19 protein-coding genes, 2 tRNA genes and 1 pseudogene are annotated in these 24,383 nt (G+C 45.1%); 9 read left to right on the top strand and 13 right to left on the bottom strand.

Annotation, left to right across the window (positions count from 1 at the left end; all coding sequences use genetic code 11):
- Positions 1–47: 47 nt before the first annotated feature.
- A pseudogene (locus RTP55_RS10565) lies at positions 48–1,070 on the bottom strand (D-amino acid dehydrogenase); the annotation flags it as partial.
- Positions 1,071–1,220: 150 nt separating this feature from the next.
- On the opposite strand from RTP55_RS10565, the gene RTP55_RS10560 reads away from it, so the two are divergent.
- Positions 1,221–1,691, top strand: coding sequence for a winged helix-turn-helix transcriptional regulator (locus tag RTP55_RS10560; protein WP_060996073.1), 471 nt, complete (start codon positions 1,221–1,223; stop codon positions 1,689–1,691).
- A gap of 141 nt (positions 1,692–1,832) precedes the next feature.
- On the opposite strand, the gene RTP55_RS10555 is transcribed toward RTP55_RS10560, so the two are convergent.
- The gene (locus RTP55_RS10555) at positions 1,833–3,479 is read right to left on the bottom strand and encodes an NAD+ synthase (RefSeq protein WP_175405743.1); all 1,647 of its coding nucleotides are present in this window, start codon (positions 3,477–3,479) and stop codon (positions 1,833–1,835) included.
- Positions 3,480–4,026: 547 nt separating this feature from the next.
- Here RTP55_RS10555 and RTP55_RS10550 point away from each other — a divergent pair.
- On the top strand, positions 4,027–4,281 hold the full coding sequence (locus RTP55_RS10550) for a hypothetical protein (RefSeq protein WP_312385976.1): 255 nt from the start codon (positions 4,027–4,029) through the stop codon (positions 4,279–4,281).
- Positions 4,282–4,307: 26 nt separating this feature from the next.
- Here RTP55_RS10550 and RTP55_RS10545 read toward each other — a convergent pair whose 3' ends face one another.
- Complete coding sequence (locus RTP55_RS10545; protein WP_060996063.1) at positions 4,308–4,601, bottom strand: cell division protein ZapA; 294 nt, start codon at positions 4,599–4,601, stop codon at positions 4,308–4,310.
- Between the two features lie 63 nt (positions 4,602–4,664).
- The gene (locus RTP55_RS10540; RefSeq protein ID WP_312385974.1) at positions 4,665–5,069 is read right to left on the bottom strand and encodes a hypothetical protein; all 405 of its coding nucleotides are present in this window, start codon (positions 5,067–5,069) and stop codon (positions 4,665–4,667) included.
- Positions 5,070–5,317: 248 nt separating this feature from the next.
- On the opposite strand from RTP55_RS10540, the gene RTP55_RS10535 reads away from it, so the two are divergent.
- The 3 genes from RTP55_RS10535 (at position 5,318) to RTP55_RS10525 (ending at position 8,695) form a co-directional block, all read left to right on the top strand.
- Entirely contained in the window at positions 5,318–6,058 is a 741-nt protein-coding gene (locus tag RTP55_RS10535; protein ID WP_282842265.1) for a UPF0149 family protein, read from the top strand.
- A 77-nt stretch (positions 6,059–6,135) separates the two neighbouring features.
- Positions 6,136–7,329: an acetylornithine deacetylase gene (gene argE / locus RTP55_RS10530; RefSeq protein WP_312385970.1), complete on the top strand. Its 1,194-nt coding sequence runs from the start codon at positions 6,136–6,138 to the stop codon at positions 7,327–7,329.
- 16 nt (positions 7,330–7,345) lie between these two features.
- Positions 7,346–8,695: an aminopeptidase P N-terminal domain-containing protein gene (locus RTP55_RS10525; RefSeq protein WP_312385968.1), complete on the top strand. Its 1,350-nt coding sequence runs from the start codon at positions 7,346–7,348 to the stop codon at positions 8,693–8,695.
- Between the two features lie 105 nt (positions 8,696–8,800).
- Here RTP55_RS10525 and RTP55_RS10520 read toward each other — a convergent pair whose 3' ends face one another.
- Complete coding sequence (locus tag RTP55_RS10520) at positions 8,801–9,274, bottom strand: arsenate reductase ArsC (protein ID WP_312385967.1); 474 nt, start codon at positions 9,272–9,274, stop codon at positions 8,801–8,803.
- A gap of 436 nt (positions 9,275–9,710) precedes the next feature.
- Here RTP55_RS10520 and RTP55_RS10515 point away from each other — a divergent pair, with 436 nt between their 5' ends.
- Positions 9,711–11,105, top strand: coding sequence for a sodium-dependent transporter (locus RTP55_RS10515; protein ID WP_050325993.1), 1,395 nt, complete (start codon positions 9,711–9,713; stop codon positions 11,103–11,105).
- A 90-nt stretch (positions 11,106–11,195) separates the two neighbouring features.
- Here RTP55_RS10515 and RTP55_RS10510 read toward each other — a convergent pair whose 3' ends face one another.
- Positions 11,196–12,869 carry an aminotransferase class I/II-fold pyridoxal phosphate-dependent enzyme gene (locus RTP55_RS10510; RefSeq protein WP_312385966.1) on the bottom strand — a complete coding sequence of 558 codons (1,674 nt, stop codon included), beginning with the start codon at positions 12,867–12,869 and terminating at the stop codon, positions 11,196–11,198.
- A gap of 187 nt (positions 12,870–13,056) precedes the next feature.
- Between RTP55_RS10510 and RTP55_RS10505 the strand changes: the two genes are divergently transcribed.
- The 3 genes from RTP55_RS10505 (at position 13,057) to RTP55_RS10495 (ending at position 14,000) form a co-directional block, all read left to right on the top strand.
- Positions 13,057–13,548, top strand: coding sequence for a glutathione peroxidase (locus RTP55_RS10505; RefSeq protein WP_159675923.1), 492 nt, complete (start codon positions 13,057–13,059; stop codon positions 13,546–13,548).
- Positions 13,549–13,811: 263 nt separating this feature from the next.
- Positions 13,812–13,887 (top strand) — tRNA-Val (locus tag RTP55_RS10500).
- Between the two features lie 36 nt (positions 13,888–13,923).
- A tRNA-Asp gene (locus tag RTP55_RS10495) sits at positions 13,924–14,000 on the top strand.
- Positions 14,001–14,535: 535 nt separating this feature from the next.
- Here RTP55_RS10495 and RTP55_RS10490 read toward each other — a convergent pair.
- From RTP55_RS10490 to astB, 7 genes are all read right to left on the bottom strand, one after another.
- Entirely contained in the window at positions 14,536–19,458 is a 4,923-nt protein-coding gene (locus tag RTP55_RS10490; protein ID WP_312385964.1) for an NAD-glutamate dehydrogenase, read from the bottom strand.
- Positions 19,459–19,483: 25 nt separating this feature from the next.
- Positions 19,484–20,371, bottom strand: a complete 888-nt coding sequence (locus tag RTP55_RS10485) for a universal stress protein (protein WP_312385962.1) — start codon at positions 20,369–20,371, stop codon at positions 19,484–19,486.
- A complete protein-coding gene (locus RTP55_RS10480) occupies positions 20,368–20,682 on the bottom strand; it encodes an amino acid permease C-terminal domain-containing protein (RefSeq protein WP_257619554.1) in 315 nt (104 codons plus the stop codon). The genes RTP55_RS10485 and RTP55_RS10480 overlap by 4 nt, the downstream gene beginning before the upstream one ends.
- Positions 20,679–21,311, bottom strand: coding sequence for an amino acid permease (locus tag RTP55_RS10475; RefSeq protein ID WP_257619555.1), 633 nt, complete (start codon positions 21,309–21,311; stop codon positions 20,679–20,681). Before RTP55_RS10475 ends, RTP55_RS10480 begins: the two co-directional genes overlap by 4 nt.
- The gene (locus RTP55_RS10470; protein ID WP_257619556.1) at positions 21,269–21,835 is read right to left on the bottom strand and encodes an APC family permease; all 567 of its coding nucleotides are present in this window, start codon (positions 21,833–21,835) and stop codon (positions 21,269–21,271) included. The genes RTP55_RS10475 and RTP55_RS10470 overlap by 43 nt, the downstream gene beginning before the upstream one ends.
- Before the next feature lie 110 nt (positions 21,836–21,945).
- Positions 21,946–22,932 carry a succinylglutamate desuccinylase gene (gene astE / locus RTP55_RS10465; RefSeq protein ID WP_312385958.1) on the bottom strand — a complete coding sequence of 329 codons (987 nt, stop codon included), beginning with the start codon at positions 22,930–22,932 and terminating at the stop codon, positions 21,946–21,948.
- A gap of 34 nt (positions 22,933–22,966) precedes the next feature.
- Positions 22,967–24,313, bottom strand: coding sequence for an N-succinylarginine dihydrolase (gene astB / locus RTP55_RS10460; protein WP_312385957.1), 1,347 nt, complete (start codon positions 24,311–24,313; stop codon positions 22,967–22,969).
- Between the last annotated feature and the right edge of the window lie 70 nt (positions 24,314–24,383).

Raw genomic sequence — 24,383 nt, 5'->3', positions numbered from 1 at the left:
GGGTTTGATTCTTTCATATAGCTATAATACTATATTTTATGGGTTTGGTATAAGTCCTGCGTGACCATTTCGAGTGTGGCACGGCGCTGGGGGTTTAGACTTACATCAACACCACTTAATTCTGCCATACCGCCTACGCGAATGCGGTTGTCAAAGCGAGTAATGGCGATTTTATAGGTTTCATCAAGCACCGTTGATTGGGGCGCTAAATCAGCATTGATAATCGGCACAGTCAGTGAGTAGCCTTTGACAGGGTACACAGGCAGATTAAGCTGCAGCGGTTGCAAAAGCGCCCGCGAATAACTGCCCAACGCCAATACATACTGGTCTGCCGTTAATAACTCACCATTTACCAGCACCCCTTTAATCGCCCCAGCATCGACTACCAGCTTTTCGATGGTTTGATTGTATAAAAATTTCACCCCTAGCGCTTTGGCTTGTTGCGCTAATGCTTGGCAAAACAAAAAGCAATCGCCTGTTTCATCATGCGGCAAATGCAATCCGCCAACCAGCTTATCAGTAGCATTTACTAACGCAGGCTCAATATCAGCCAACGCCTTGCTGTTATCAATCAGCTTAAAAGGCACGCCTGAATCTTGTAACACCTTAATATCTTGCTGTACAGCCTCTAGTTGGGCGGGTTTGCGAAAAACTTGTAATGTGCCTTGTGAGCGGTTTTCGTAGTGAATGCCGGTGTCTTGACGCAACTGTTGCAGACAGTCGCGGCTGTATTCTGCCACTCGTACCATACGCTCTTTGTTGATGGCATAGCGCTTGGTATTGCAGTTTTTGAGCATTTGTAGCATCCATTGTAACTGCCACAGACTACCATCTAATTTGATGGCTAAAGGGGCGTGTTGTTGGAATAACCATTTAACCGCCTTCAATGGAATACCAGGCGCTGCCCAAGGGGTAGAGTAGCCAGGGGAGATTTGCCCAGCATTGCCAAAACTGGTTTCTTGTGCGGCACCCGCTTGGCGGTCAATCACCGTGACTTCTACGCCTTGCTTGGCTAAATAATAGGCACTTGTCACCCCGATTACGCCACTACCCAATACCAATACGCGCATACCCACCCCCAAATATCTGCTTAATTATCAGTTGATTTCGCTAGTATAAGCAAAGTTTTGCAGTGAATTTTGCTGTTTTTATGCTAGAATTTTGCTGATATTATCGGTTTTATCATGCCAATCATCAAAAAACAGGGTTTTCATTTTGCTATGCGCACTTTAGACCGTACCGACCGTTTAATCCTTGAAATCTTGCAACAACAAGCCCGAATTTCTATCAGCGAATTGGCCGCCAGAGTTAACCTATCAACCACCCCTTGCTCAGACCGAGTTAAACGGCTGGAGCGTGAAGGTATTATCACAGGTTATCATGCGCGGTTAAATCCAAATTTGGTCAATAAAAGCTTGTTGGTGTTTCTGGAGATAAAGCTATCTACCAAGTCGGGCGATGTCTTTGAGCAAGTGAGCAAAAAACTGTCAGAAATTCCAGAGATACTGGAATGTCATTTGATTTCGGGTGAGTTTGATTTTTTGGTCAAAGCGCGGCTAAAAGAGATGAGTTCTTACCGCAAGTTACTGGGCAATATCTTAAAACAATTGCCAGCGGCGGTGGAAACCCACAGTTTGATTGTGATGGAAGAGATTAAAGAAAGCTTGCATTTGGATGTGACAATGACCTAACTGTCGTGCAAGCTTTACGATATATGCTTTGTGATACATAATTTCCGATACATGCTTTGCGACAGATAAAAAAAAGACTGCCAAATCGCAGTCTTTTTGTGTTGTGCCGCCTTAGAATTTTGGAAATTAGAGCTTTGGAAGTTAGAGTTTTGGAAACTCTAGCGACCAGTGATTGACGAGTGGGTAGCGACGCTCACGCCCAAAGGCGCGGTGGGTAATCTTGGTGCCAATCGCCGCTTGACGACGTTTGTATTCATTGCGGTCTACCATGCTGAGTACTTTTTTCACCACATCTTTATCATAACCGGCTTCTACAATCGCATCATACCCAAAGTCGCGATCGATATACAGCTCCAGCATTTTATCGAGGGTATCATAATCGGGCAGACTGTCTTGGTCCTTTTGGTCGGGTCGAAGCTCGGCAGAAGGCGGACGCGTAATCACACGCTCAGGAATCACCGGCGTTTCTTCTAGGCGGTTGCGATAGTTGGCGAGGGCATATACTTGGGTTTTATACACATCTTTTAAGACATCAAATCCGCCTGCCATATCCCCATACAATGTCGCATAGCCCACGGCCATCTCTGACTTGTTGCCTGTGGTGATGACTAGATGACCAAATTTGTTGGACAATGCCATCAGAATCATGCCGCGCGCACGGGCTTGGATATTTTCTTCCGTGGTGTCGGCGGTGGTGTTGCTAAACATCGGCTCTAGTGTATGACGCATGCCTTCAACGGCGGCATGAATCGGGCACACGGTGTAAGACACGTTGAGCCGGTGTGCCTGCGCCTGCGCGTCTTGCAGGCTGATTTGCGAGGTGTACTCATAGGGCATCATAACCGCATAAACTTTGTCCGCACCTAAGGCATCAACGGCGATACATAGCGTGAGCGCCGAGTCTATCCCGCCTGACAACCCAACCAATACGCCTTTAAAGCCAGAATGATTGACATAATCACGCAAGCCGACAACCAGCGCTTGATAAGTTTCAGCGATTTGGCTAAGTGCAAGCGGTGATTTGCGCTGTTCTGATAATATCACTTGACCGCTTTGGGCATCGTGACGAGCAACCACATACAGGGTATGCTGCAAAAATCTTGGCGCTTCTTGCACGATTTTACCTTGAGCGTTGACCACCATCGAGCCGCCATCAAACACCAAGTCATCCTGACCGCCCACGCTATTGGCATACACAATCGGGATATTGTGCTCAGTGGCACGGCTTTTTAATAAAGCCTTACGTTGTTCTTGCTTGTTTTGCTCAAAGGGCGAGGCATTGAGGCTGATGATGATTTCTGCACCTTTTTCTTTGAGTGCGCGAATGGGAGCGTCTTGCCATAAGTCTTCACAGATAAGTAGTCCAATGGTGAGTCCTTGATAGTCAAACAACACTTGGTTGTGACCGGTATTAAAATAGCGGCGTTCATCAAACACGCCATAGTTTGGCAAACATTGTTTGTGATAAAAGCCTTTTTGCTGACCATTGTGAATGATAGCCACTGAGTTAAACGTGCCATTGGGGTCAATGTGCGGATAACCCACTAGCATTACGATATCTTTGACCGTGTAGAGCAATTCAAAAGCAAGTTTCACACGTGAGGCAAGACTTGGACGTAATAACAAATCTTCAGGCGGATAACCCAGCAGTGATAACTCAGGAAAGACAATAATATTGGCACCCTTGTCACGGGCATCTTTAGCCAGTTCTACCATTTTTTTGGCATTATTGATGACATCGCCGACAATAAATTGCTGCTGTGCCACCGCAATTTTTAGCCCCACCATAGAATCTGCTTGGCTAGTCGATTGGCTTGATGACTGAGTGGTTGACTGAGAAACTGATTGAGAAGTTGGCTGAGCAGGTTTTTGAGAAACTGGCTGTGGGTTTGCTGGTTGGTTTGGCGTAGTAGCTTCGACGGTCATTGACTCACTCGGCAGCTGCGTTGCTACGCTATCATCTGGGGTTAAATCAAGGTGTGACATGAAAAATCCTTCAGTAAAAATTTGTTATGGGGTCGTCCCTTTAGTCATATCCGTCTAAAACGGTATGCAAGCATGATGCCGCTATTATAATTATGGGTGGCAACAGCGATGGCATTACAAGATAAAATTATTCTACATTATATCGCTTTATGATATGTTTACAATTGCAATCTTTAGACGCTACGACCGAAAGACGCTGCAACTGGTAAAATTAGCTTAAACATAGCATGAATAACCCATCAATGCGCGATTTTTTGCAGTATAATCAAACCTTACAATACTAATTAACAAGCAGTCATAATTCTTAATTGGCAACGATGATTCGTTCATTAGACAATGAGGTGAAGCGATGTTTACCGCAATTTTTGTAGTTTTGGTGATTATGGGGCTTAGCTGGGTTGGGATGAAATGGATGTATCCGCGACCACCGAAAGGCTATTTACAACCGCAGCCGGGCGAGAGTACCGAGCCACGTGCGTGTGATTTTTGCCATCATACGTTAGCAGAGTGGCGAGGGATTGTAGAAGGGGATAAGTTCTTTTGTAATCAAGAACACCAAGCGGATTTTCATGCTGGCAAACAATACCAGCGCGCTCAAAATTAGTCGAATTTTATTTTACACTACAGACATCAGGCAAAACGCACAACGTCTTCTAACATTTTACCCACCAGGTCTTGCGCTTGGCTTTCGTTTTCTTGATAGCGTTGTAAGTTTTCTGATTTTTCAAACAAGGTCAACGCGCATAGTACCAATAATTCTTCTTGGGGTAGCTGAGGCGCTTGGCGGCGTACCTCTTGCATAAACTGGTTAATATAGCTTGCCGCACGCTGCAACGCAGGCTCTTCCGATTCTGGGCAGTTAATGGTATAGCTACGACCATTGATCAGGATATCAACTTTTTTAATGCTTTGGGCAGATGCCATAAGATTTTCCTAACGTATTCAAATGTTTTAAACATCACTAAGGCTGGCTTAAATAGGGGCGGGTTAGTTTTCGCTGTCAATTTTTGCCAAGCGCTCTAACACAAGCTTGGTATGCTCTGCCGCAACGCGATTTTTTTCAATCAGTTTTTGATTTTGTGTGGTAAAAATCTGTAATTGGTTTTGGGTTTGTTCGTATTCGGTACTTAGCATGTTGTGAGATTCGGCAAGTGACTGATAGCGCTGCTCGAGGGCTTGATACTCTTCGGCTTGTCTGGCAAGTTGTTGTTCCAAATTTTGCTGCAGTTCTTTGCTGGCATCGAGCTTAGCTTGTACCGCTTGCAGTTGATCTGCGGTAACAGTTGGCTGTGCTTTAATACGGGTTAGCTCGCTACTGGCGAATTGATATTTATCGCGAAGCTTAGTCAATGCGGTTTGTAGCTGGGTCAGTTGGTCAATTAGGGTGCTCATGATATGATGTCTAGTCAGTAATCGAGTGAATAATCGAGTGAATAATCAAGTAAATCATCAAGAGCGACGTGATGGGCGCTCATTGACATGAATAGCAAAAGGCTTTTTTGGTATAGCTATAGCGTGAAGGCTTAAAATTTGAGTGATACTTATATTATTTTACCACTTTAATAATGCCATAGTTGACCGCATTAAGGCTAGTATTATCTCAATGTTGATATAATTTTTTGTGAAAAAAGGGTAAAGCGATGGATGATTATATTTCAGGTTGGCAGGATTGGACACAAGCATTTGAGGATTGGCATGACGTCACAATTAGTGAGTTACATGGGCTAATCTCAGGGGTGCTAAGTGTATGTGATGCGCCAACCGAGCAAGAGTGGCAACTGCTACTGACTGAGCTGAGTTTTACCGAGCTTGAGCCAAAAGCGTTAGAGATAGTGACTGAAGAGGGCGAGGATATGGTGGCGGTGTTAACCGATGATGCTGATAGCTACCAGTTTATGCCGTTGTTGCCTGATGACGACCATCCACTCTATGAGCGTTTGATGGCACTTAAGAACTGGGCAAATGGCTTTTTGACAGGCTTTGGTGTCACCGATAGTGCGCTACGTCCGGAAGAAAATAGCCTATTTAATGACTTGGCAAAAATCGGCGCGCTGCGGATTGATGCGTATGATGAGGCACTGCAAGGGACAGACAATGCTGAAGGTGAAGTTGAATATATGGAGCTACTTGAGTTTGTGCGCATGATTCCTGTGAGTGTGTCACAAGGGCGAGTGCGTAAATCAGTCGCCAAGTTGCCGCTCATCGCAGGATTTGCCATGAATCGCCCTGTGGGCAAAGCCCAAGAGATTGATGAGGAGCATTTGGATTTTATTGAGCAGCTACGTGATGATGAACTCGATTGGGAAGCAGAAAAAGATACTAATGATGATTTTGTTACCCATATGGTCATAGATGCCATGACCGGTAAAAAGCCGAATTGATGCTAACAGCCTATTTCGACTAAATTTACCCTGATAGGGTGTTTTAATGGTTTAAAATTTATAAAAATGGAACGACTATGGGCTATCCATCCAACGCCGTAGACTGGTTAACAAAACTGATTGGTTTTAATACTGTCAGTCGCTACTCCAATTTGCAATTGATTGAGTATGTGGCGGGCTATTGTGAGCAGTTGGGGTTGTCGCCACGTTTGACCTTTAATGCCGATAATACCAAAGCCAACCTCTTTGTGACTGTACCTGCAATGGGTAAGGGTGATACTGTAACGACAGGGGGTTTTGTGTTTTCGGGGCATACGGATGTGGTGCCCGTTGATGGGCAGGCATGGGATACCGATCCGTTTGTGGCGACCATTATGGAAGATAAGCTATACGGGCGTGGGGCTTGTGATATGAAAGGCTTTATTGCTTGTGCCTTAACCCTGTTGCCATCTGTGGTGCAAGCAAGCCGCAATAGGATGCTCAACAAACCGATTCATCTGGCACTGTCGTATGACGAAGAAGTGGGTTGTTTGGGTGCGCCATTACTGCTTGCAGATTTAAAAGCGCAAGGGATTAAGCCAGACTACTGTATCGTCGGTGAGCCGACCATGATGAAAATGGTCACCGCGCATAAAGGCATCCAAGTGTATCGCTGCCGCGTGCATGGCAAATCGGTGCATTCATCGCTGACCCCGCAAGGCGTCAATGCCATCAGCTATGCTAGTAAAATTATCAATTTTATTGATAAACTTGCCGAACAATTGCAACAACGTAACGACCAAGACATGGCGTTTGACGTACCATTTTCGACCTTGTCAGTGGGCACTATTACCGGCGGCACAGCAACCAATATCGTGCCCAACCTGTGCGAATTCACCTTTGATTATCGCAATTTGCCGCATATGAATGAAAGCCAAGTGATTGAGCCGATTCGCGCCTTTATCAAAACCCTTGAGCCTAAGATGCACGCCATTGACAGCGACACAGGGATTGAACTAACTCGCAACGAAAATGTCCCTGCGATGACCGATATAGATAGCCAAGCCTTGCAACAGCTCATAGAAAATTTGGTAGATGAACAGCAGCGCCATAAAGTAGCGTATGCCACCGAAGGCGGGCAGTTTACCAATGCAGGTATTCCGACGGTGATTTGCGGACCTGGCGATATTGGCAATGCCCATAAAGCCAATGAGTTTGTCAGTCTAAACCAATTAGCAAAATGCGAAAGCTTCTTACAGCAAATTCTTCAACAATGCTGTGACAGCCATTAAATTTTCTGGAAATATCATGTCAAATCAATTAACCATACAGTTGTTGCCAAAGCTTCCCCAAAGCCAATTTGCCAAACGCCGTGCCAAACTTGCTGAAGCCTTGCCAAACAATAGCATTGCGATTTTGCAAACGGCACCCGCTCATATCCGCAACAACGATGCTGAGTATAAATACCGCGCCGACAGCAGTTTTTTCTACCTGACTGGCTTTGCCGAGCCAGAATCCGTCATGGTTTTGGAAAAAACTGACCATGCTGTCAACTACACGTTATTTTTACGTGAAAAAGACAAACTACGTGAGATTTGGGATGGTAAGCGCGTAGGGCTTGAAGGTGCAACTGCAGATTTTGGCGTGGATAAAGCGATTGCCATTGGCAAAATTGATGAGGTGATGCCAACCCTGATTTTTGGTAAAAAACACGTGTTTGCCCGCTTTAATAATGAGCTGATTGACTGGCTTAATCAAGCCAAGCAACTGCAGCGCGGGGAAGGTATGGTCGATACCATCACCAATATTGATAGCCTTATCAATGAAATGCGGCTGATAAAAGATGAGTCTGAAATTGCACGCATGAAAGTCGCCGCCCAAATCAGTGCTTATGGGCATATTCGCGCCATGCAAAGCGTGGCACCCTTGATGCAGAAAAATCAAGGGAATGAAAGTAGACTGGAAGCTGAAGTTAATTATGCTTTTGCCCAATACGGCTGCGTACCCTCTTATAATAGTATCGTTGCTGGCGGGGACAATGCCAATATTTTGCACTATGTCGAAAACGACCAACCGCTGCACGACGGCGACTTGGTGATGATAGATGCGGGCGCCGAATACCAACATTATGCCGGTGATATCAGCCGTACTTTTCCTGTGAGTGGCAAGTTCAGCGACGTGCAAAAACAGGTGTATGACATTGTGCTAAATGCCAATATCGCCGCCATCAATAGCCTAAAAGCAGGCGAACATGGCAAAATCCATCATGAAACTGCGCTTAAAGTACTGACCCAAGGCTTGATTGAGTTGGGAATTTTGACAGGCGATGTCGAGGAGTTGATTGCTGATAAAGCCTACTTACCGTTTTATATGCATGGCACAGGGCATTGGCTTGGCTTAGATGTGCACGATGCAGGGCGCTACACTGGCGACGATGGTAAACCCAGAAAGCTTGAAAAAGGCATGGTGATTACCGTTGAGCCAGGCTTGTATTTTGCGCATGACAATGCATTGGTACCCAAGAAATATCGGGGTATTGGCATTCGGATTGAGGATGATGTGGTTATTACCGACGGTGAGCCGCTGGTTCTTACCCGTGATGTGCCAAAAACAACGGACGCGATTGAATCATTAATGCAGCAAAAAGTTGATTCATAGATAGATTGATAGAGGCACATCTACATATAGAGGCAAAGAAAAAAATAGAAAAAAGAAAAGCCCAAGACAGTTGGGCTTTTTTAGGGTCAATCGTTTACCGGGATGTTAGGCATCCGCTGATGGATGTGCCAAATGCTCGATTTTATCTTCGGGCAAGTTTGTCAATAAATGAATGCGCTGAGAAAGTTGGCGTAATACTTGGCTAAATGCGGCTCTTTCCATATCACTATCGGCTGATACACTGTCGGTATCATTGATATGCCAATGTGCGGTTAGTAGGAATTTACCATCAATGTCGGCATGTTGCTGTAAAGAATTGCACAGCCCAATCACCAAATCAATCTTTGGCGCGCTGTCTTGTAAAAACTGATTGACGGATTTGGGTGATAAGCTTTCGATATCATAACCTTCTTGTTTTAATACCTCAAGCGTGAATGGATGCGCGCTAGGGGATGGCTCAACGCCTGCGCTATAGGCTACAAAACGGTCACCACCAATTTTATTCAAAATGGCTTCTGCCATTAGGCTACGGCTAGCATTGTGCTTGCACAAGAACAACACGTTATAAGGCTGCGTCATCAATAAGTCCCTTGTCATCATTCTGCGAATGGTCAGCACGTTTGGGCGTGCAATTTTTGAAAATGAAATTTTACCTTTAATGGCAAAAAATTGCTATCAAAATCCCCACAATTGTGCGAGTTTAAACCGTTTACATTAACCGCTAAGTTTTGCCAGTAATTCGCCATCAAATAGGTGCAAAAATTATTTATTCCAAAAAGTAATATTTAGTATAAAAATAATTTGCGTTTAATGAATTTTAAAAATAACCATTATAAATATTTGATTTTATTGTGTTTTATATAAATTAAAAAAAATAATAACTTACTTGTATAACTTTTGGTTAGGTTTTATGAAAAGAAAGTTTGACATTAACTATTGATTCATGAAAAATCTACATACTGCAAGATTCTCGTTGCAATTTTTTCATTTATTTACATTCAATTAGGGAGGGATTATGAGCACTAATCACAAGTCGTCTCATTCCCAGTGGAGCTCAAAGATTGGGTTTTTAATGGCTGCCGTGGGTTCTGCGGTCGGTCTCGGTAGTATTTGGAAGTTTCCTTACATGACAGGCGATAGCGGTGGCTCGGCATTTGTTATCGTGTTTATTATCAGTATCGCGCTTATTGGTTTTCCAGTGTTGGTCACTGAATGGCTGATTGGTCGCCGTGGTCAAAGTAACCCAGCAGCAAGTTTTCGCAAAGCGGCGGTAGCCAATAACACCTCACCTGCTTGGAGTCTGCTTGGCTACTTTGGTATTTTAGCTGCTTTTATGATTTTGTCATTTTATAGTGTGATTGGCGGTTGGTCGCTTAATTACACCTTAAAAGCCGGTATCAATGCATTTGGTGGTCTCAATGCCGACGCCACTGGCAAAATTTTTGAGACGATGTTGGCAAATCCAACCGAAATGACGTTGTGGCACACGGCGTTTATGGGATTGACGGCGCTAATTGTGGCTGGCGGTGTATCAGCAGGTATTGAGAAAGCATCAAAAATCATGATGCCTGCGTTGGCTTTTATCCTATTATTTATCGTGGGATATAACGCGATTAATATGGATTTTGCCAAAGGCGCCGAGTTTTTGTTTAAGTTTGACTTGCAGCGTATGCAGGAAGTTGGTGTGGGTAAAGTGCTGATGGCGGCACTGGGACATGCGTTCTTCTGTCTGTCACTGGGTATGGCGATCATGGTGAGTTATGGTTCATACCTAAAACAAGATGTGGATTTATTGGCAACCGCGCGCACGGTGATTATTTGGGATATTATCTTTTCACTGGCGGCAGGTCTTGCGATTTTCCCAATTTTATTTAGCAATCATCTTGATCCAGCGGCAGGTCCCGGTTTGGTGTTTGTGACCTTGCCAATCGCTTTTGGTCAAATGAGTCTAGGTGTGGTAGTAGGTACTTTATTCTTCTTGTTATTGACCTTTGCGGCATTGACGTCGTCTATTTCAATTCTTGAACCCATTGTCGAATTCTTGGAAGAAAAAACCCCAATGAGCCGTAAAATCTGTACGCTAGTGGGGGCAGTGGCAACGTGGGCAGTCGGTGTACTTGCGTTATTATCATTCAATAAATTGTCTGATTTTGCGGTATTTACTATCCACAAAAACGGTAAAGACATCCCACAAGGTATCTTTGACGCGCTCGATTATACTTCTAGTAAAATCATGCTACCTTTGATTGGTTTGGGTACCATTATCCTCATTGGCTGGTTTATCAACCAAGAATCGGTAAAACGTGAATTGGGGCTCGATGGCATGAAATGGACTATTTGGCAAATTGTGGTAAAATTTGTCGCACCGATTGGTATCATCGCTGTATTTTTAACGGAGTTACTGGGTTAATTCCAATGGCTTTATCTCAATAGCTTTAGTTAATTAATTGCTCACAATAAAAAACCCCGACGATTCGGGGTTTTTTGTTTCAATGAAACATTAATCAGTGCCATATTCTTGGCGTTTTGTGGCAAAAAAGCGCTCAAGTCGATCCATCGCTTCATGCAAATCTGATGCATTGGGCAAAAATACCACGCGAAAATGGTCAGGTGCATGCCAGTTGAAACCGGTACCTTGTACCATCAAGACTTTTTCTTGCAGTAATAATTCCATCATAAACTGCATATCATCTTCGATTGGATAAATGTCACGGTCAATTTTTGGGAAACAATAAAACGCCCCTTGTGGCATGGTACATGAGATACCTTTAATGGCGTTTAGGCGCTCGATAGCGATGTTGCGCTGCTGATACAGGCGACCGGTTGGTGCGGTCAAGGCTTGCATACTTTGATAGCCACCCATCGCCGTTTGAATCGCGTATTGTGAAGGGACATTGGCACACAGCCGCATCGATGATAGCATGGTTAACCCTTCAATAAAATCAGCCGCATGGTGTTTTTTACCCGATAACATCATCCAGCCTGAACGAAAACCTGCGATACGGTGCGACTTTGACAAGCCATTGTACGAGATAACCAAGCAGTTTTTGGCAAGGGTGCACATCGGTACATGCACGGCATCATCATACAGCACGCGGTCATAAATCTCATCCGCCATCAGTACAAGCCCGTGTTTTTCTGCTAGTGCCACGATTTTTTTTAAATTTTCGGTAGAATAAAGCGCGCCTGTTGGGTTGTTTGGGTTGATGACCACAATGCCTTTGGTGCGCTCATTGATTTTGCTTTCGATATCGGCAATATCTGGCTGCCAGTTGTCGGCTTCATTACACAGATAATGAACCGCTTTACCCCCTGCCAAATTCGTCGCCGCTGTCCAAAGCGGGTAGTCAGGCATAGGAATCAGCACTTCATCGCCGTCATCCAGTAACGCTTGCATGGTCATCACAATCAGTTCAGAGACACCATTGCCCAAATACACATCGGCAACGTCTACCGCTTCTAACAATCCTTTGGCTTGGTAATACTGCAAAATCGCTTTACGCGCGGCAAAAATCCCTTGAGAGTCTGAATAGCCAATCGCATTGGGCAAATTCATCGCCACATCTGATAAAATCTCTTGCGGCGCTTCAAACCCAAATGGGGCAGGGTTGCCAACATTGAGTTTGATGATTTTATGACCTTGTGTCTCCATGCGGTTGGCAGTTTGTAGCAAAGGACCGCGAATGTCATAGCACACGTTTTGCAGTTTGTTGGATTTGTTCAAAGTTTTCATGGTAGATACATCACTACTAGGTTTGGGATTGGGTTTGGGATTAGGTTTAGAATGGTTGGGTTGAAAATTGGTAGCAGCAGGCGTCGTCGGTTGAGCCGTTTGACCCTGCCACGGATTCGCTTGATTGGCATCGCTTGATGCTTGTGCTACAGTAGTATCATTGACCGTATTCGCCGCTAACGCTTGGGTGCTGACGCTTTGACTTTCCACCCCAGTACCCGATAGCAAATAGCTTTCGCTGCACCCTAACAGACTGGCAAGCACAGGCAGTTTATTGGACACGATGCCATTGGAGCCGCGCTCCCAATTAGAAATCGCGGCACGGCTAACTTTAGCACCAGCTTGGGTCATTAAATCGGCAAGTTCGGCAGTGGTCAAACCTTTGCTTTTACGCAGCTGCGTCAAGCGTTGTCCAGCCGATAGTTTAGCGTCAGTGAGCATAGCGGGGGAGTTCCGTTTGAGTATTAATAAATCATATCAGACTTTTGTCAGAAATACTGACATTTTTAGGCGTAAGTGAGGCTGAATAACTGCCAATAGATAAACTACGCTTGTCAGCATAATAATGCAAGAAAAACTTACAATTTTTTAACTAACAACTTTTTAACTAACAATAAGGAGATTTACTATGGAAGATTTTTACCAATTGTCCGCGACCGATATTCGAGGTCAGCTATTTGATTTTGACACCCTTAGAGGTAAAGTCGTATTGATTGTGAATACCGCAAGCAAATGCGGCTTTACCCCACAGTTTCAGGGCTTAGAAAAGCTATACCAAGCTTACAAAGACCAAGGGTTGGTGGTGTTGGGGTTTCCCTGCAACCAATTTGGTCAGCAAGATCCTGGCAGTGAAGCGCAAATTAGTGAGTTTTGCCAAATCAATTATGGCGTGACCTTTCCGATGATGGCAAAAGTTGACGTCAATGGTAAAGATACCCATCCTGTTTATCAGTTTTTAAAATCACAGCCACAGGGCAAGGGTATGTTGGGTGACGCCATCAAATGGAACTTTACCAAGTTTTTAGTTGATGCACACGGCAGAGTCGTAGATCGTTTTGCACCGACCAAAGCCCCCCAAGACCTTGAGGTGGATATCAAAACACTACTGGCACAACAGTGAGAAAAGGCGGGAGAGAAAAAAATAAAAAGGATTTAATTGGGGGAATTAAATCCTTTGGGTGACAAGCGATAGAGACATTGTTATTATTGTTATCTTATTATTTTTATTGTTAGCTATGACCTTGCTGGCCATGTAGGTATGATAGGGTTTTTATGTGACAACCACATGACATGCTCAGCAAAATTTTTTAAAAATTTTAATATTTGCCAAAAAAAATCATTGACAGCAAAAATAAATTCTCTATAATACCCACCACAGACGATGGGTCGTTAGCTCAGTTGGTAGAGCGTCTGCCTTACACGCAGAATGTCGGCGGTTCGAATCCGTCACGACCCACCAATTTGACAAGTTTGGGTCGTCGTCATCAGCTACCGTGCAGTGGTAGTTCAGTTGGTTAGAATACCGGCCTGTCACGCCGGGGGTCGCGGGTTCGAGTCCCGTCCGCTGCGCCACTTATTTTAGTGGATTTAAAAACGAAATTTTTAAAGTTTTATGCCTCAAATCTCCCCTGATTTGAGGTTTTTTTTGGCTTGAAATAAATGATAAGTTATTGATTTTAAAAAATTTATTATTTTACGTATTTCTCTCTTAATGTGATTAGGAAAATTGGTTTTAATTGCTAAGTTCAAAAGATATCTATTTTTAATATTTAAGTAAAACTAACGTGAGCGAACGCTTGTGACCAAAAATTTTGGCTTACGGCTTTCAAGGTTACAAGCCGTTACCTGTCAGGAGGTAATGTTATCTTACTTGAACTTAGCAATTTTAAGATAACGCACACTCACGTATGCCCAATGTCGAGACTAAATTCTCATAAAATTAACATAGAACTAGGTTGATACATTTGAGCACTAGCAAAAAAGCTTAAAAAAACAAAAAAGCCTAAAAAACTGATAAAACCGAAGAATGTATATACAGCTAATTCTCAGTATGCCAGTTTTTTAAGGCTCTTGTTTTATGCCTCTTTAGTGTTGAGAGATTACAAGTTTAGTCAGTAATGCCTTCTTTTAACTGATTCACTAACACTGACAAAATGGCGAAGGTAATGGGTAAATCGCCTTCTTTGGCTTGTACCAATTCTGCCAAGGTATCGCCACGTTGGCTAGCAAACGCCTCAATCGCTGAAAGTGGGTCAGGCTGTGCTAAAAACTGACTGACATAACGGCGAAACGTGGTCATGATATCTTCACGCAGGGCATGAGCGGCGCGGCGTTCCCAGTAGCTAGTCTGTGGTAAGGATTCAACTTGCATCAATAGCCAATCTATATGCAGTAGCTCATATGCCTTAAAGTAAACTTTCGTGACTTGCTCGACATCTTGGCTATTTTTCTTGGCAAACCATACCGCATCTAGCACCTGTGGTGAGACAGGCAAGGTTGCAGAATGCGACTGCAATAACGAGATATCGCTGTATTGGGCGGTGAGTTTATCGAGATAATCCCTAAAGTAACTGGTACGAGGCTGATTGTCAAAGGTTTGACGGGTCAAGCTTGCCATGCCATCGGACAACTGGGTCGATACCGCAGTCACATCAAAGTCTTCCCCAAACTGCTGAATCAGCCAGTACATACTTTGGGTCAAGTCCTGACGTAAGCATAACTCAAGGGTTAGCTGGTGCTGTGAGTCGATTTGATTGTCTAGGGCTTCAAACAACTGCCAATACTGCGAAATATCAAACACATCTCGCATCACGCTATAGGATTTGACCACACTAGAAATCGATACACCTAACTCATCGACCATGCGATAGATATCTTCGATACCTAAGCGATTGACCAAGCTGTTAGTCAAATAAGTGCTGATAATCTCTCGGTGTAATGGATTTTGCTGCATTTGCTCAAAGTATCGCTCAGACAACACCGTGGGGAAATATTTTCGCATTTCTTGAATAAAGTAACCATCATCAGGGACATCGGATTCTAACAGATGGTCATACACCCACATTTTGCCATACGCCAACAACACTGACAGCTCAGGATTGGTTAAGCCTTGTCCCGCTTTTTGACGGCGAGCGATTTCCTCATCACTTGGCAAAAATTCAATCGCTCTATCTAAGCGCTCTTCGCTTTCAAGATACTGCATGAATTTTTGTTGTAAGCTAAGATTGGCGGTTGCCTGCATGGCGGATAGTTCGATGGCTTGCGGTTGAAGATAATTTTGACGCAACACCAGCTTTGCGACATCATCGGTCATACTGGCAAGCAGTTCGTTGCGTTGTTTGACGGTCATGTCGCCTTGTGCCACGATACCATCGAGTAAGATTTTAATGTTTACTTCGTGGTCAGAGCAATTAACCCCTGCTGAGTTGTCGATAGCATCGGTGTAAAGTCGTCCGCCTGCTTGAGCAAACTCAATGCGCCCACGTTGGGTCATGCCCAAATTACCGCCTTCACCAATCACTTTGGCTTGCAGTTCATGCCCATCAATCCGCACCGCATCGTTGGCGCGGTCACCAACATCGGCGTGGCTTTCTTGGGTGCTTTTGACATACGTGCCGATACCACCATTCCAAATTAAATCAACAGGCGATTTTAGTAAGGCGTGAATTAATTCATCAGGAGTAAGGCTGTCGGCTTCGATGGTAAATGCTTGTTTCATAGCAGAACTAATGGCGATTGCTTTGTCTTGACGAGAGAACACACCGCCGCCTTGGCTAATCAAGGCTTTGTTGTAATCGTCCCATGTTGAGCGGGGCAAATTAAACAGACGTTCACGCTCGCTTAAGGCTGCCGCCACGTCAGGGGTTGGGTCGATAAAAATATGCAGGTGGTTAAAGGCTGCCAACAACTTGATATTGGGCGATAGCAACATCCCATTGCCAAACACATCGCCACCCATATCACCAATACCGACCACGGTGAATTGATTATTAGGATTGTTTGGGTTTTGGATGTCTTTGCCCATCATTCGGAAGTGACGTTTTACCGATTCCCACGCCCCTCTTGCTGTGATACCCATCGCCTTATGGTCGTAACCGACTGAACCACCTGAGGCAAAGGCATCCCCTAGCCAAAAGCCGTATTCAGCCGATAAGGCATTGGCAATATCGGAGAACGTCGCTGTGCCTTTATCAGCGGCAACGACCAAATATGGGTCATCACCATCATGACGCAGGGTATTGGCAGGTGGTAAGACATGACCATCAACCAAGTTATCGGTGATATCAAGTAGCCCGCGGATAAAGGTCTGGTAACAACGCACACCTTCTGCCATATAGGTTTCTCGTCCGTCTTTCATCGACTTGGTTTTGACGATAAAAGCACCCTTTGAACCCACAGGCACAATCACGGCATTTTTGACCATTTGGGCTTTGACCAACCCCAACACTTCGGTGCGGAAATCTTCCATGCGATCTGACCAGCGCAGTCCGCCCCGAGCTACTTTGCCACCTCGCAAGTGCACGGCTTCAACTTTTGGCGAATACACAAAAATCTCAAACATCGGCTTGGGTTTTGGTAAGTTTGGAATGTCTTTGGCAGAGAATTTAAACGACAAGCGGTCTTTACGCTCGCCTTGTTCGTCACGCTGATAATAGTTGGTACGAAGTAAAGCATGCAGTAAATCAAGTATCCAACGCAAAATACGGTCTTCATCGAGCGTTTGCACGGATTTGAGCGTGTCTTGAATGGTTGCTTCAATATTTTCCACGGTTAAAGTGGGGTCAGACATCACTTCACTTGCCAATATCACGTCTTGTGGGCACATTTTGACGTGAAACAGTTGTACAAAGCTGATACACAATTGTGGGTATTTAATCAAGGTTTGCTTAATATAAGGCAATGAAAATGGGGCTTTTGCCTGTAACATATAATGGCTCAAGGCTCGCAGAAGCACCACTTCATGAGCATCGAGTGGGGTGGTCAGAATCAGTTGGTTTAGGCTGTCATTTTCGATAGCGCCTTGCCAAATCAAACCAAGCCCTTCTTCAACCTGTTTTGCCACCACTGCCATATCAACATTGGCGGCATCGGTGCTGTGTTTCAGTTGCAAGGCATACGCCTGCATCCACAAGTCCAAATTTTCTAATTCATAACTTTGAGAACTGATGACATTTAGGCCAAAGTTTTCCAAAATTGGCAAAATGTGTGACAAGGTGGCAGGTTGCGATTTGCCATACACTTTGAGGTGCAGGTTTTGGGCAGGCTCGTTGGTCTTTTGATACAGATACCAGCGCATCGGTAGGGCTTGCTGGGTAGCGATGCTATCGAGTCGTTTGAGGTCTTGTAAAGCGACACGGGGCGTGTAATCTTCTTGATACGCCAAAGGGATACTTCTTAGATAGTTATCCGCCAGCTGCGTGCCTTGAGCCTCGCCTAGTTCATCGGCAAACACTTGTCTTGCTTCGTCTTCCCATCCTTGCATGGACTTGTTGAGTTGCTCCTCAAGGCTCGGTAGTAGGCTATCTATGTCGATGTGATTGAGGTTTTCTGGCTGAGTGCGAACGTGTACGTGCAGACGTACATGATGCAACTCATCAAAATCGACCTTAAACTGTGACGATTCACCGCCAAAAGCGTCAAGCAAAATTTGTTGAATCGCCCTACGCAGTTGGGTGTTAAATTTATCCCGTGGCACAAAAATAAGGCACGACACGAAGCGTTGATAATGGTCAATACGGGCAAACAACCTTAAACGGTGTTTGTTGTGCAAATTGGCGATGCCCATCACCATCGGATACAAGGCTTCGCTACTGGCTTGAAACAGGTCATCGCGCGGCAAAGTGTTCAAAATATGCTGAAACTTGTGATAAGCGTGCCCATTGGTCGGCAAATGAGCCATTGCAAGTACACTGGCGACTTTTTGACGAAGCATGGGGATTTGGGTGACACTTAATTGATAGGCGTTGGCGGTAAGCAAGCCAACAAAACGGTGTTCGCCAATCACTTTGCGGTTATCATCAAATTGCTGAATCCCCAAAAAATCCATGTACGCAGGGCGATGCACAGGCGATAAGTGACGAGATTTTGACAATAACAGCACTTGCGGTTCATTCACCAACGCTCGCAACGTTTTTGGCAATTGGTTAAAACTCTCAGACGGTTTTTCATGATCCAGGTTTTGGGTGCTAACAGCTGGAATATTAGAGGTTTTGCTATCATGGTCATCGCCAAGTAGCCCAAGACCTGTTTGGGTTTGTTGATAAATTTCGATGCCATCGGGTTCATCTCGATAATGGTATTCTCGATACCCTAAAAAGATAAAATTATTGTCTAAAATCCAATCTAAAAACGCTTGAATTTCGGGGATTTCGGCTTGTTGTTGTGCGGGTAGCTGGCTAGTTGCCAGTTGTTGTTTGACATCAATCAGTTTTTGTCGCATGGCTTGCCAATCATTGACCACCTTATCGAGCACTTTGATTTTATCCAAAATCGCGGTCTGGATCTCAGCAAGTCTGTCGGCTGACTGCTGAGAAATTTCACAATAAATCAATGAGATAAACTTGGTGTCGCTACTTTGACTGACGCTGACATCTATCACTTGCTGCGCATCGTCACGGCTGACTGCCATGATGGTGTGATGCAAGCGATGTACGGTGATATTCATCGACTCTAAGCTCATCAGCAAGGTATCGACCAAAAACGGGCGGTCAGATGCCACAATCTGAATAATGCTGTGTGCTGAGTGAAAGTGTTGGCTTTCATAATCGGGGTTAAACACTGCCACTTGCGGGGTTCCCAAGCGATGGCGTTGTAATAGGCTAAAATGGTTTAATGCAATCCCTGCCAAGGTTTCGCTAGTCAAGGGCTTTTCCGCTCCCTGCCCAAAGTGTTGCTGACTGTTTTGGTAATAATTATCCACAAATTTGTCGAGTAACGCACGGTCACTCACATACTTGTGGGTAAATTGCTTGATGTCGTCCATGTCGAGCGCGGCAAGGGTTGCGGTAGTGACGGTTTTTTTAGTATTCATGGTCATTTCTTCTTGTTTATTTCAGTTATTTATCGAGTCGAGGTAAAACCAGTCTAGGCACAAAAGCATAGCGCACGATTTTGTCAAAATCGTGACTGGTGAATAAATGTTTGAGTTTTTCAGGTTTGTTAAAGCCAATCAGCAGTATTTCATTGGGTGACCACGTTACCGAGCGAATAGATTTTTTCCAATTATCACCATCGCCAATCTCTAGACTAATTGGCACCTCGCTTTCCCAATGTTCGGTAGCGTGGTCAAAACCTGCCTGAAGCTGGTCACGCCATTCGTTGATGATGATATTCTCTGCATCAAACCCTGCTGCCGTAGGCGTAATATCCGTGTCTCGTACCCCAAAAGTGACAAACCGCAGCTTCACATCAAACATTGCCGCCCATTCTGCGGCAGTTTCTGCCAGTTCGTAAGATTTTTTTGAGCCAGATACTGCACAGCTTAAACGGGTGATTTTCTCACTAAATCCATGATTTTTATGAAATCCTTTTGGGGCAAGTGCTAAAGGTATCGTCGCATGATTGAGCAAATATTGCGTCACTTTACCTAAGATAAATTCGCCATTGAGTGCCATTTTGTCACTGCCGATTACAATGATATCGGCATACATATCCTTGGCGGTTTGCAGCAAACCTTGAGCGGGAGAATCAGCGCAACGAATCACATACTGTGCATCAATGTGGCTAGGTACTTCAAGTTTGACTTTATCCAATGACTTTTTGGCTTCTTCATGCAAAAACTGGTGATATTCCTCATCAACTTTGGAGGATTTTTTGGCTTTGGCAGGTTTGGGCAAAATTTGACATATCACGAGCTCGCTTTTTAGCATTTCTGCCAATACTATGCCAAGTTTTAACGCATCTTTGCCAACTGCATTGTCCAAATAACCGACTAACAGTTTCATACTCGACTCCCTGAGTGTTTTTCTAATGCTGAATTTTTTGAGGCGACAAAAAAGTAGTAACAGCCCGCTATGACTACCCAGATCCCTGCAATCACATACACAATGATAGCTAAGCTTGAAATCAAATACAAACACGCCAAAATGCTTAATATCGGTAATACAGGAAACAGCGGTACTTTAAAGCCACGAAGGGCATTGGGCATGCGATAGCGTAGCAAAATCACCCCAATCGACACCACGGTAAAGGCAATCAGTGTGCCCATACTGGTCAAATCCCACAGTACGTCAGCAGGGATAAAACCGGCAATCAATGATACAATGATACAATGATCGCCACAATCAAGGTGTTGGCATTGGGCGTCAGAGTGCGTTGATTGACACGGTGAAAAATCTTGGGCGCAAGTCCATCTCGAGACATGGCAAACAAAATCCGAGTTTGACCGTACAGCACTACCAACGTAATCGAAAACACCGACACCACGGCCCCTGCTGCCAGCACGATGGCGGGCCATTTTGAGCCTGTAATGTTTTGCAAAATCACCGCCAAGCCCGCTTCTTGTCCTTCAAACAAGCCTTGAGCCTGAGCGCCTAGGGCAGTCAACGCCACCAAAATATAGAAAGTAATCACCACAAACAAAGCGGCAATAATCGCCAATGGCAGGTTACGGCGCGGATTTTCGACCTCTTCGCCAGCGGTAGACACCGCATCTAGCCCGATAAAGGTAAAAAAGATAGACCCTGCTGCCGCCCCAATCCCTGCTATGCCATGTGGGGCAAACGGTGTGAGATTGCCTGCATTAAATGCACTGCCTGCAATGGCGATAAATAGCACCAACACCGCAAGCTTGACCACTACCATGATGGCATTGACCTTGGCAGACTCCGCCACCCCACGCATCAACAGTACACAGCACAAAAACACCAAAACCGACGCAGGCAAATTGATACCCCCATCACCGCCAAAATACAGGCGATACCGTCCGCCTGTAGGGGTGCAGACAGCATCCAACTCGGCAAATGCACACCAAACACATTGACAATCAAGTTATTTAAATACTCACTCCAGCCAATCGCCACCGCCGCCGCTGATACGCCGTATTCCAAAATCAAACAGGCTGCCACCAAAAACGCCACCCCCTCACCAAGCGTGGCATAGGCATAGGAATACGACGAGCCAGAGGCAGGAATCATCGAGCTAAGTTCAGCATAACACAGTGCGGTCAAACCTGCGGTAATCCCCGCAATGATAAAAGAAATCAACACGGCAGGGCCTGCTACAGGAACCTGTTGACTTAATACAAAGAAAATACCCGTACCAATCGTTGCTCCCACCCCAAACATGGTAAGCTGAAACAACGAAATCGAGCGTTTAAGATGTTTGCCTTCTTGGCGGGTTTCCTCCACCAATTGGTCGATGGGTTTTTGGCGCAATAAGCGGTGGGTTAAACTTGGCGTCCGTTCCATAAGTTATCCTGTAAAAACAATATCCCTGAGTCCTACCTTAAAAACTGGCTTTGACAAATGAATACATGAGTTGAAATGGGTAAATAGTTTTTCCTAGTAAAAGGCAATAGCTAAACAGCCATTCGCTCTTTTAATACCAAACCCGCGCGCAGTCCTTTTGCAACATTGGGATTGGGAAACAAAATATAAGCCGTGCCATCGTGCATTATGTAGGTCTGACCGCCATCAGTGGCAAGCGGTGTGCCTGCTTCAAAGGCGGTAAAATTAGGGGCAGTCGGCTCGACATATAGTACAAATTCATCGCTTTGCTTGATGATAGAATCGCTGACATCAAACACCCGTATCGCAGCTGTTTGGCGAGCGGGTAATGCCTGACCGCTGATGATCGCTCGGAGCACACGGTCGATAGAGGCAAACTGACGCAAATCATTTTGCCCAAAGGGCTTGGCTTTACCCAGCTCTAGCGTGGCACTAAACGCTTGGTGCGCTGAGCAACTAAATTGGGTGAACGTACTACCCGTGGTATTGTGATACACCAAGGCATCAAGTTCTGCTGCCGCTAGGCTGCTGAGCAAAAAGTCATCCGCCGCGGTTGCTGGATAGGGAAATAACGCAAATGTGGGCAATAGCGATGAGCGAATCGCGGTGTGCAAGTCATAATGATAACGAGGGAGGCGCTTATCTACCGTAGCAAAAAACTGGCCAACCCATTGTTCAAGTAGTTTTGCCCGCAGGGCTTCTTGAGAGGTGAGCGAGGTTTTGTTTGGTTGATACGATTGATAAAACAAGCGGTTCATGTCAAACCCGATAAAACGCTTGTTTTGGCGAATGGCTTCAGGATTGCCCAAAATCAACAGCAATCGGGTATTGACCGTCAACTCACCTGCAAATATATCTTGATAAATCTGCTCTAACATCTCAATCGGGGCAGTTTCGTTGCCATGAATCCCTGCCGAAATCACCACCGATTTGTCATAAGTAGCAGGGGTAATACTCACCACACCTTCACCCAGCCATTGCCAAGTGATATTGTGGATTTTCCCTGCTTTGGTGGTGGGGCGTGTTCGGCTTAACACGTCTTGCAAAAAACTTGGCATAACAAGCTATCCTTTGATAAAACCTTGGTCAATTTTATTGCTGAAAATGATATACCGAGCCTAACTGCAAAATCTGGGTCAATTCATCCAACGCCTCATAACTCTCTTGTACTAGCGCAGGGTCGCCGATATCCGCTTGACTTAACGAATCACGGTAATGGCTATCCACCCATCGATTTAGACGCTCAAACAATCCATCATTCATCAACACGTGCGGATTGACCGCCTGTAGCTCGGTGTCGTTGAGGGCGACTCGCAACCGCAAGCACGCAGGACCACCACCGTTTCGCATACTTTCTCGCAAATCAAACACTTTGATATCATCAATCGGCGTACCCATGGCAATCATGTCGTTTAAATACGCCCACACCGCTGGGTGCTGACGAGATTCTTCAGGCACGACAATACTCATGCCACCATCAGGACGGGTCAAAAGCTGACTGTTAAACAGATAAGTCGCCACGGCATCGCTTATTGTTACTCGATTGATAGGCACTTCAATGGCAATCAATTCTTGCTCAATGCCTGCCATCTTACGGCGAATCTCATCTAGCGCTTGGGCTTGATTGACAAAAGCGGCTTCATGGCAAAATAATACTTGCTGATTGCTCACCGCAATCACATCATTGTGAAACACGCCTTGGTCGATGGCATCGGGGTTTTGCTGGATAAAAGCGACTCGCTGCGCATCTAGACCATGCAAACGGGCGATGGCTTGACTGGCTTCGAGCGACTGACGGGCAGGATAGCGTTTGGGTGCAATGTCACCGCCTAAAAACTGCTGACCATACACGAAGACCTGTACCGCAGGGTCAGCATAGTTTGCCCCCAAGCGATTGTGATTGGCGGCGCCTTCATCGCCAAACATTGCCACAGGGGGCAGGGCAGGATGATGGACAAAGTGATTGGGGTTGTTAAACATCGCTGCGAGCACTTTGCTTGTAGTGTCATGTTCAATGGAGCGATGAAATTTGTTATTGAGATTGGCGGCGGTAAAATGCACCCGCCCATCGTAACTGTCGGCTGACGGTGAAACCGTTGCTGCATTGGCGACCCACATCGAAGACGCTGAGGTCAAGTTAGACAGCAAACTAGGCGAGACTGTCATCGCTTGACGAATCACATTGGCGTCATCGCCTCTAAAGCCCAGTTGGCGTAGACTTGGCAAGTGAGGACGAGCTTGCGGGGCAATCACGCCTTGTTTTAGCCCCATATCTGCTAAGGCTTTCATCTTGATTAAGCCTTGTTTGGCGGCAAGTTTTGGGTTCGCGACATGGTTACGGTTGCTGGTTGAAGCTTCATTGCCAAACGACAACCCTGCGTAATGGTGTGTCGGCCCCACTAAGCCATCAAAATTGACCTCATATCCTGTTTTTGACATCCCTATATCCCTATGATTAACTGAAGTTACGCAGCCCTTTAAAAAAGCGCTATCATAACAAAAAAAGCAG

Origin of the sequence: Moraxella sp. CTOTU47579 (genome assembly GCF_032004885.1) — a bacterium.
Taxonomy (GTDB): Bacteria; Pseudomonadota; Gammaproteobacteria; order Pseudomonadales; family Moraxellaceae; genus Faucicola; species Faucicola tetraodonis.
Note: the sequence above shows the minus strand (reverse complement) of the source record. Positions and strands in the feature narration are given on the sequence as shown.

What these genes read in the sequence shown, in the direction of transcription:
- RTP55_RS10525 (WP_312385968.1), top strand. Translation starts at nt 7,346, where the DNA reads ATGTCAAATCAATTAACCATACAGTTGTTGCCAAAGCTTCCCCAAAGC.
- RTP55_RS10540 (WP_312385974.1), bottom strand. Translation starts at nt 5,069, where the DNA reads ATGAGCACCCTAATTGACCAACTGACCCAGCTACAAACCGCATTGACT.
- astB (WP_312385957.1), bottom strand. Translation starts at nt 24,313, where the DNA reads ATGTCAAAAACAGGATATGAGGTCAATTTTGATGGCTTAGTGGGGCCG.
- RTP55_RS10470 (WP_257619556.1), bottom strand. Translation starts at nt 21,835, where the DNA reads ATGGAACGGACGCCAAGTTTAACCCACCGCTTATTGCGCCAAAAACCC.
- RTP55_RS10520 (WP_312385967.1), bottom strand. Translation starts at nt 9,274, where the DNA reads ATGACGCAGCCTTATAACGTGTTGTTCTTGTGCAAGCACAATGCTAGC.
- RTP55_RS10535 (WP_282842265.1), top strand. Translation starts at nt 5,318, where the DNA reads ATGGATGATTATATTTCAGGTTGGCAGGATTGGACACAAGCATTTGAG.
- RTP55_RS10545 (WP_060996063.1), bottom strand. Translation starts at nt 4,601, where the DNA reads ATGGCATCTGCCCAAAGCATTAAAAAAGTTGATATCCTGATCAATGGT.
- RTP55_RS10505 (WP_159675923.1), top strand. Translation starts at nt 13,057, where the DNA reads ATGGAAGATTTTTACCAATTGTCCGCGACCGATATTCGAGGTCAGCTA.
- RTP55_RS10555 (WP_175405743.1), bottom strand. Translation starts at nt 3,479, where the DNA reads ATGGTGGGGCTAAAAATTGCGGTGGCACAGCAGCAATTTATTGTCGGC.
- RTP55_RS10485 (WP_312385962.1), bottom strand. Translation starts at nt 20,371, where the DNA reads ATGAAACTGTTAGTCGGTTATTTGGACAATGCAGTTGGCAAAGATGCG.
- RTP55_RS10550 (WP_312385976.1), top strand. Translation starts at nt 4,027, where the DNA reads ATGTTTACCGCAATTTTTGTAGTTTTGGTGATTATGGGGCTTAGCTGG.
- RTP55_RS10515 (WP_050325993.1), top strand. Translation starts at nt 9,711, where the DNA reads ATGAGCACTAATCACAAGTCGTCTCATTCCCAGTGGAGCTCAAAGATT.
- astE (WP_312385958.1), bottom strand. Translation starts at nt 22,932, where the DNA reads ATGCCAAGTTTTTTGCAAGACGTGTTAAGCCGAACACGCCCCACCACC.
- RTP55_RS10560 (WP_060996073.1), top strand. Translation starts at nt 1,221, where the DNA reads ATGCGCACTTTAGACCGTACCGACCGTTTAATCCTTGAAATCTTGCAA.
- RTP55_RS10490 (WP_312385964.1), bottom strand. Translation starts at nt 19,458, where the DNA reads ATGAATACTAAAAAAACCGTCACTACCGCAACCCTTGCCGCGCTCGAC.
- RTP55_RS10510 (WP_312385966.1), bottom strand. Translation starts at nt 12,869, where the DNA reads ATGCTCACTGACGCTAAACTATCGGCTGGACAACGCTTGACGCAGCTG.
- argE (WP_312385970.1), top strand. Translation starts at nt 6,136, where the DNA reads ATGGGCTATCCATCCAACGCCGTAGACTGGTTAACAAAACTGATTGGT.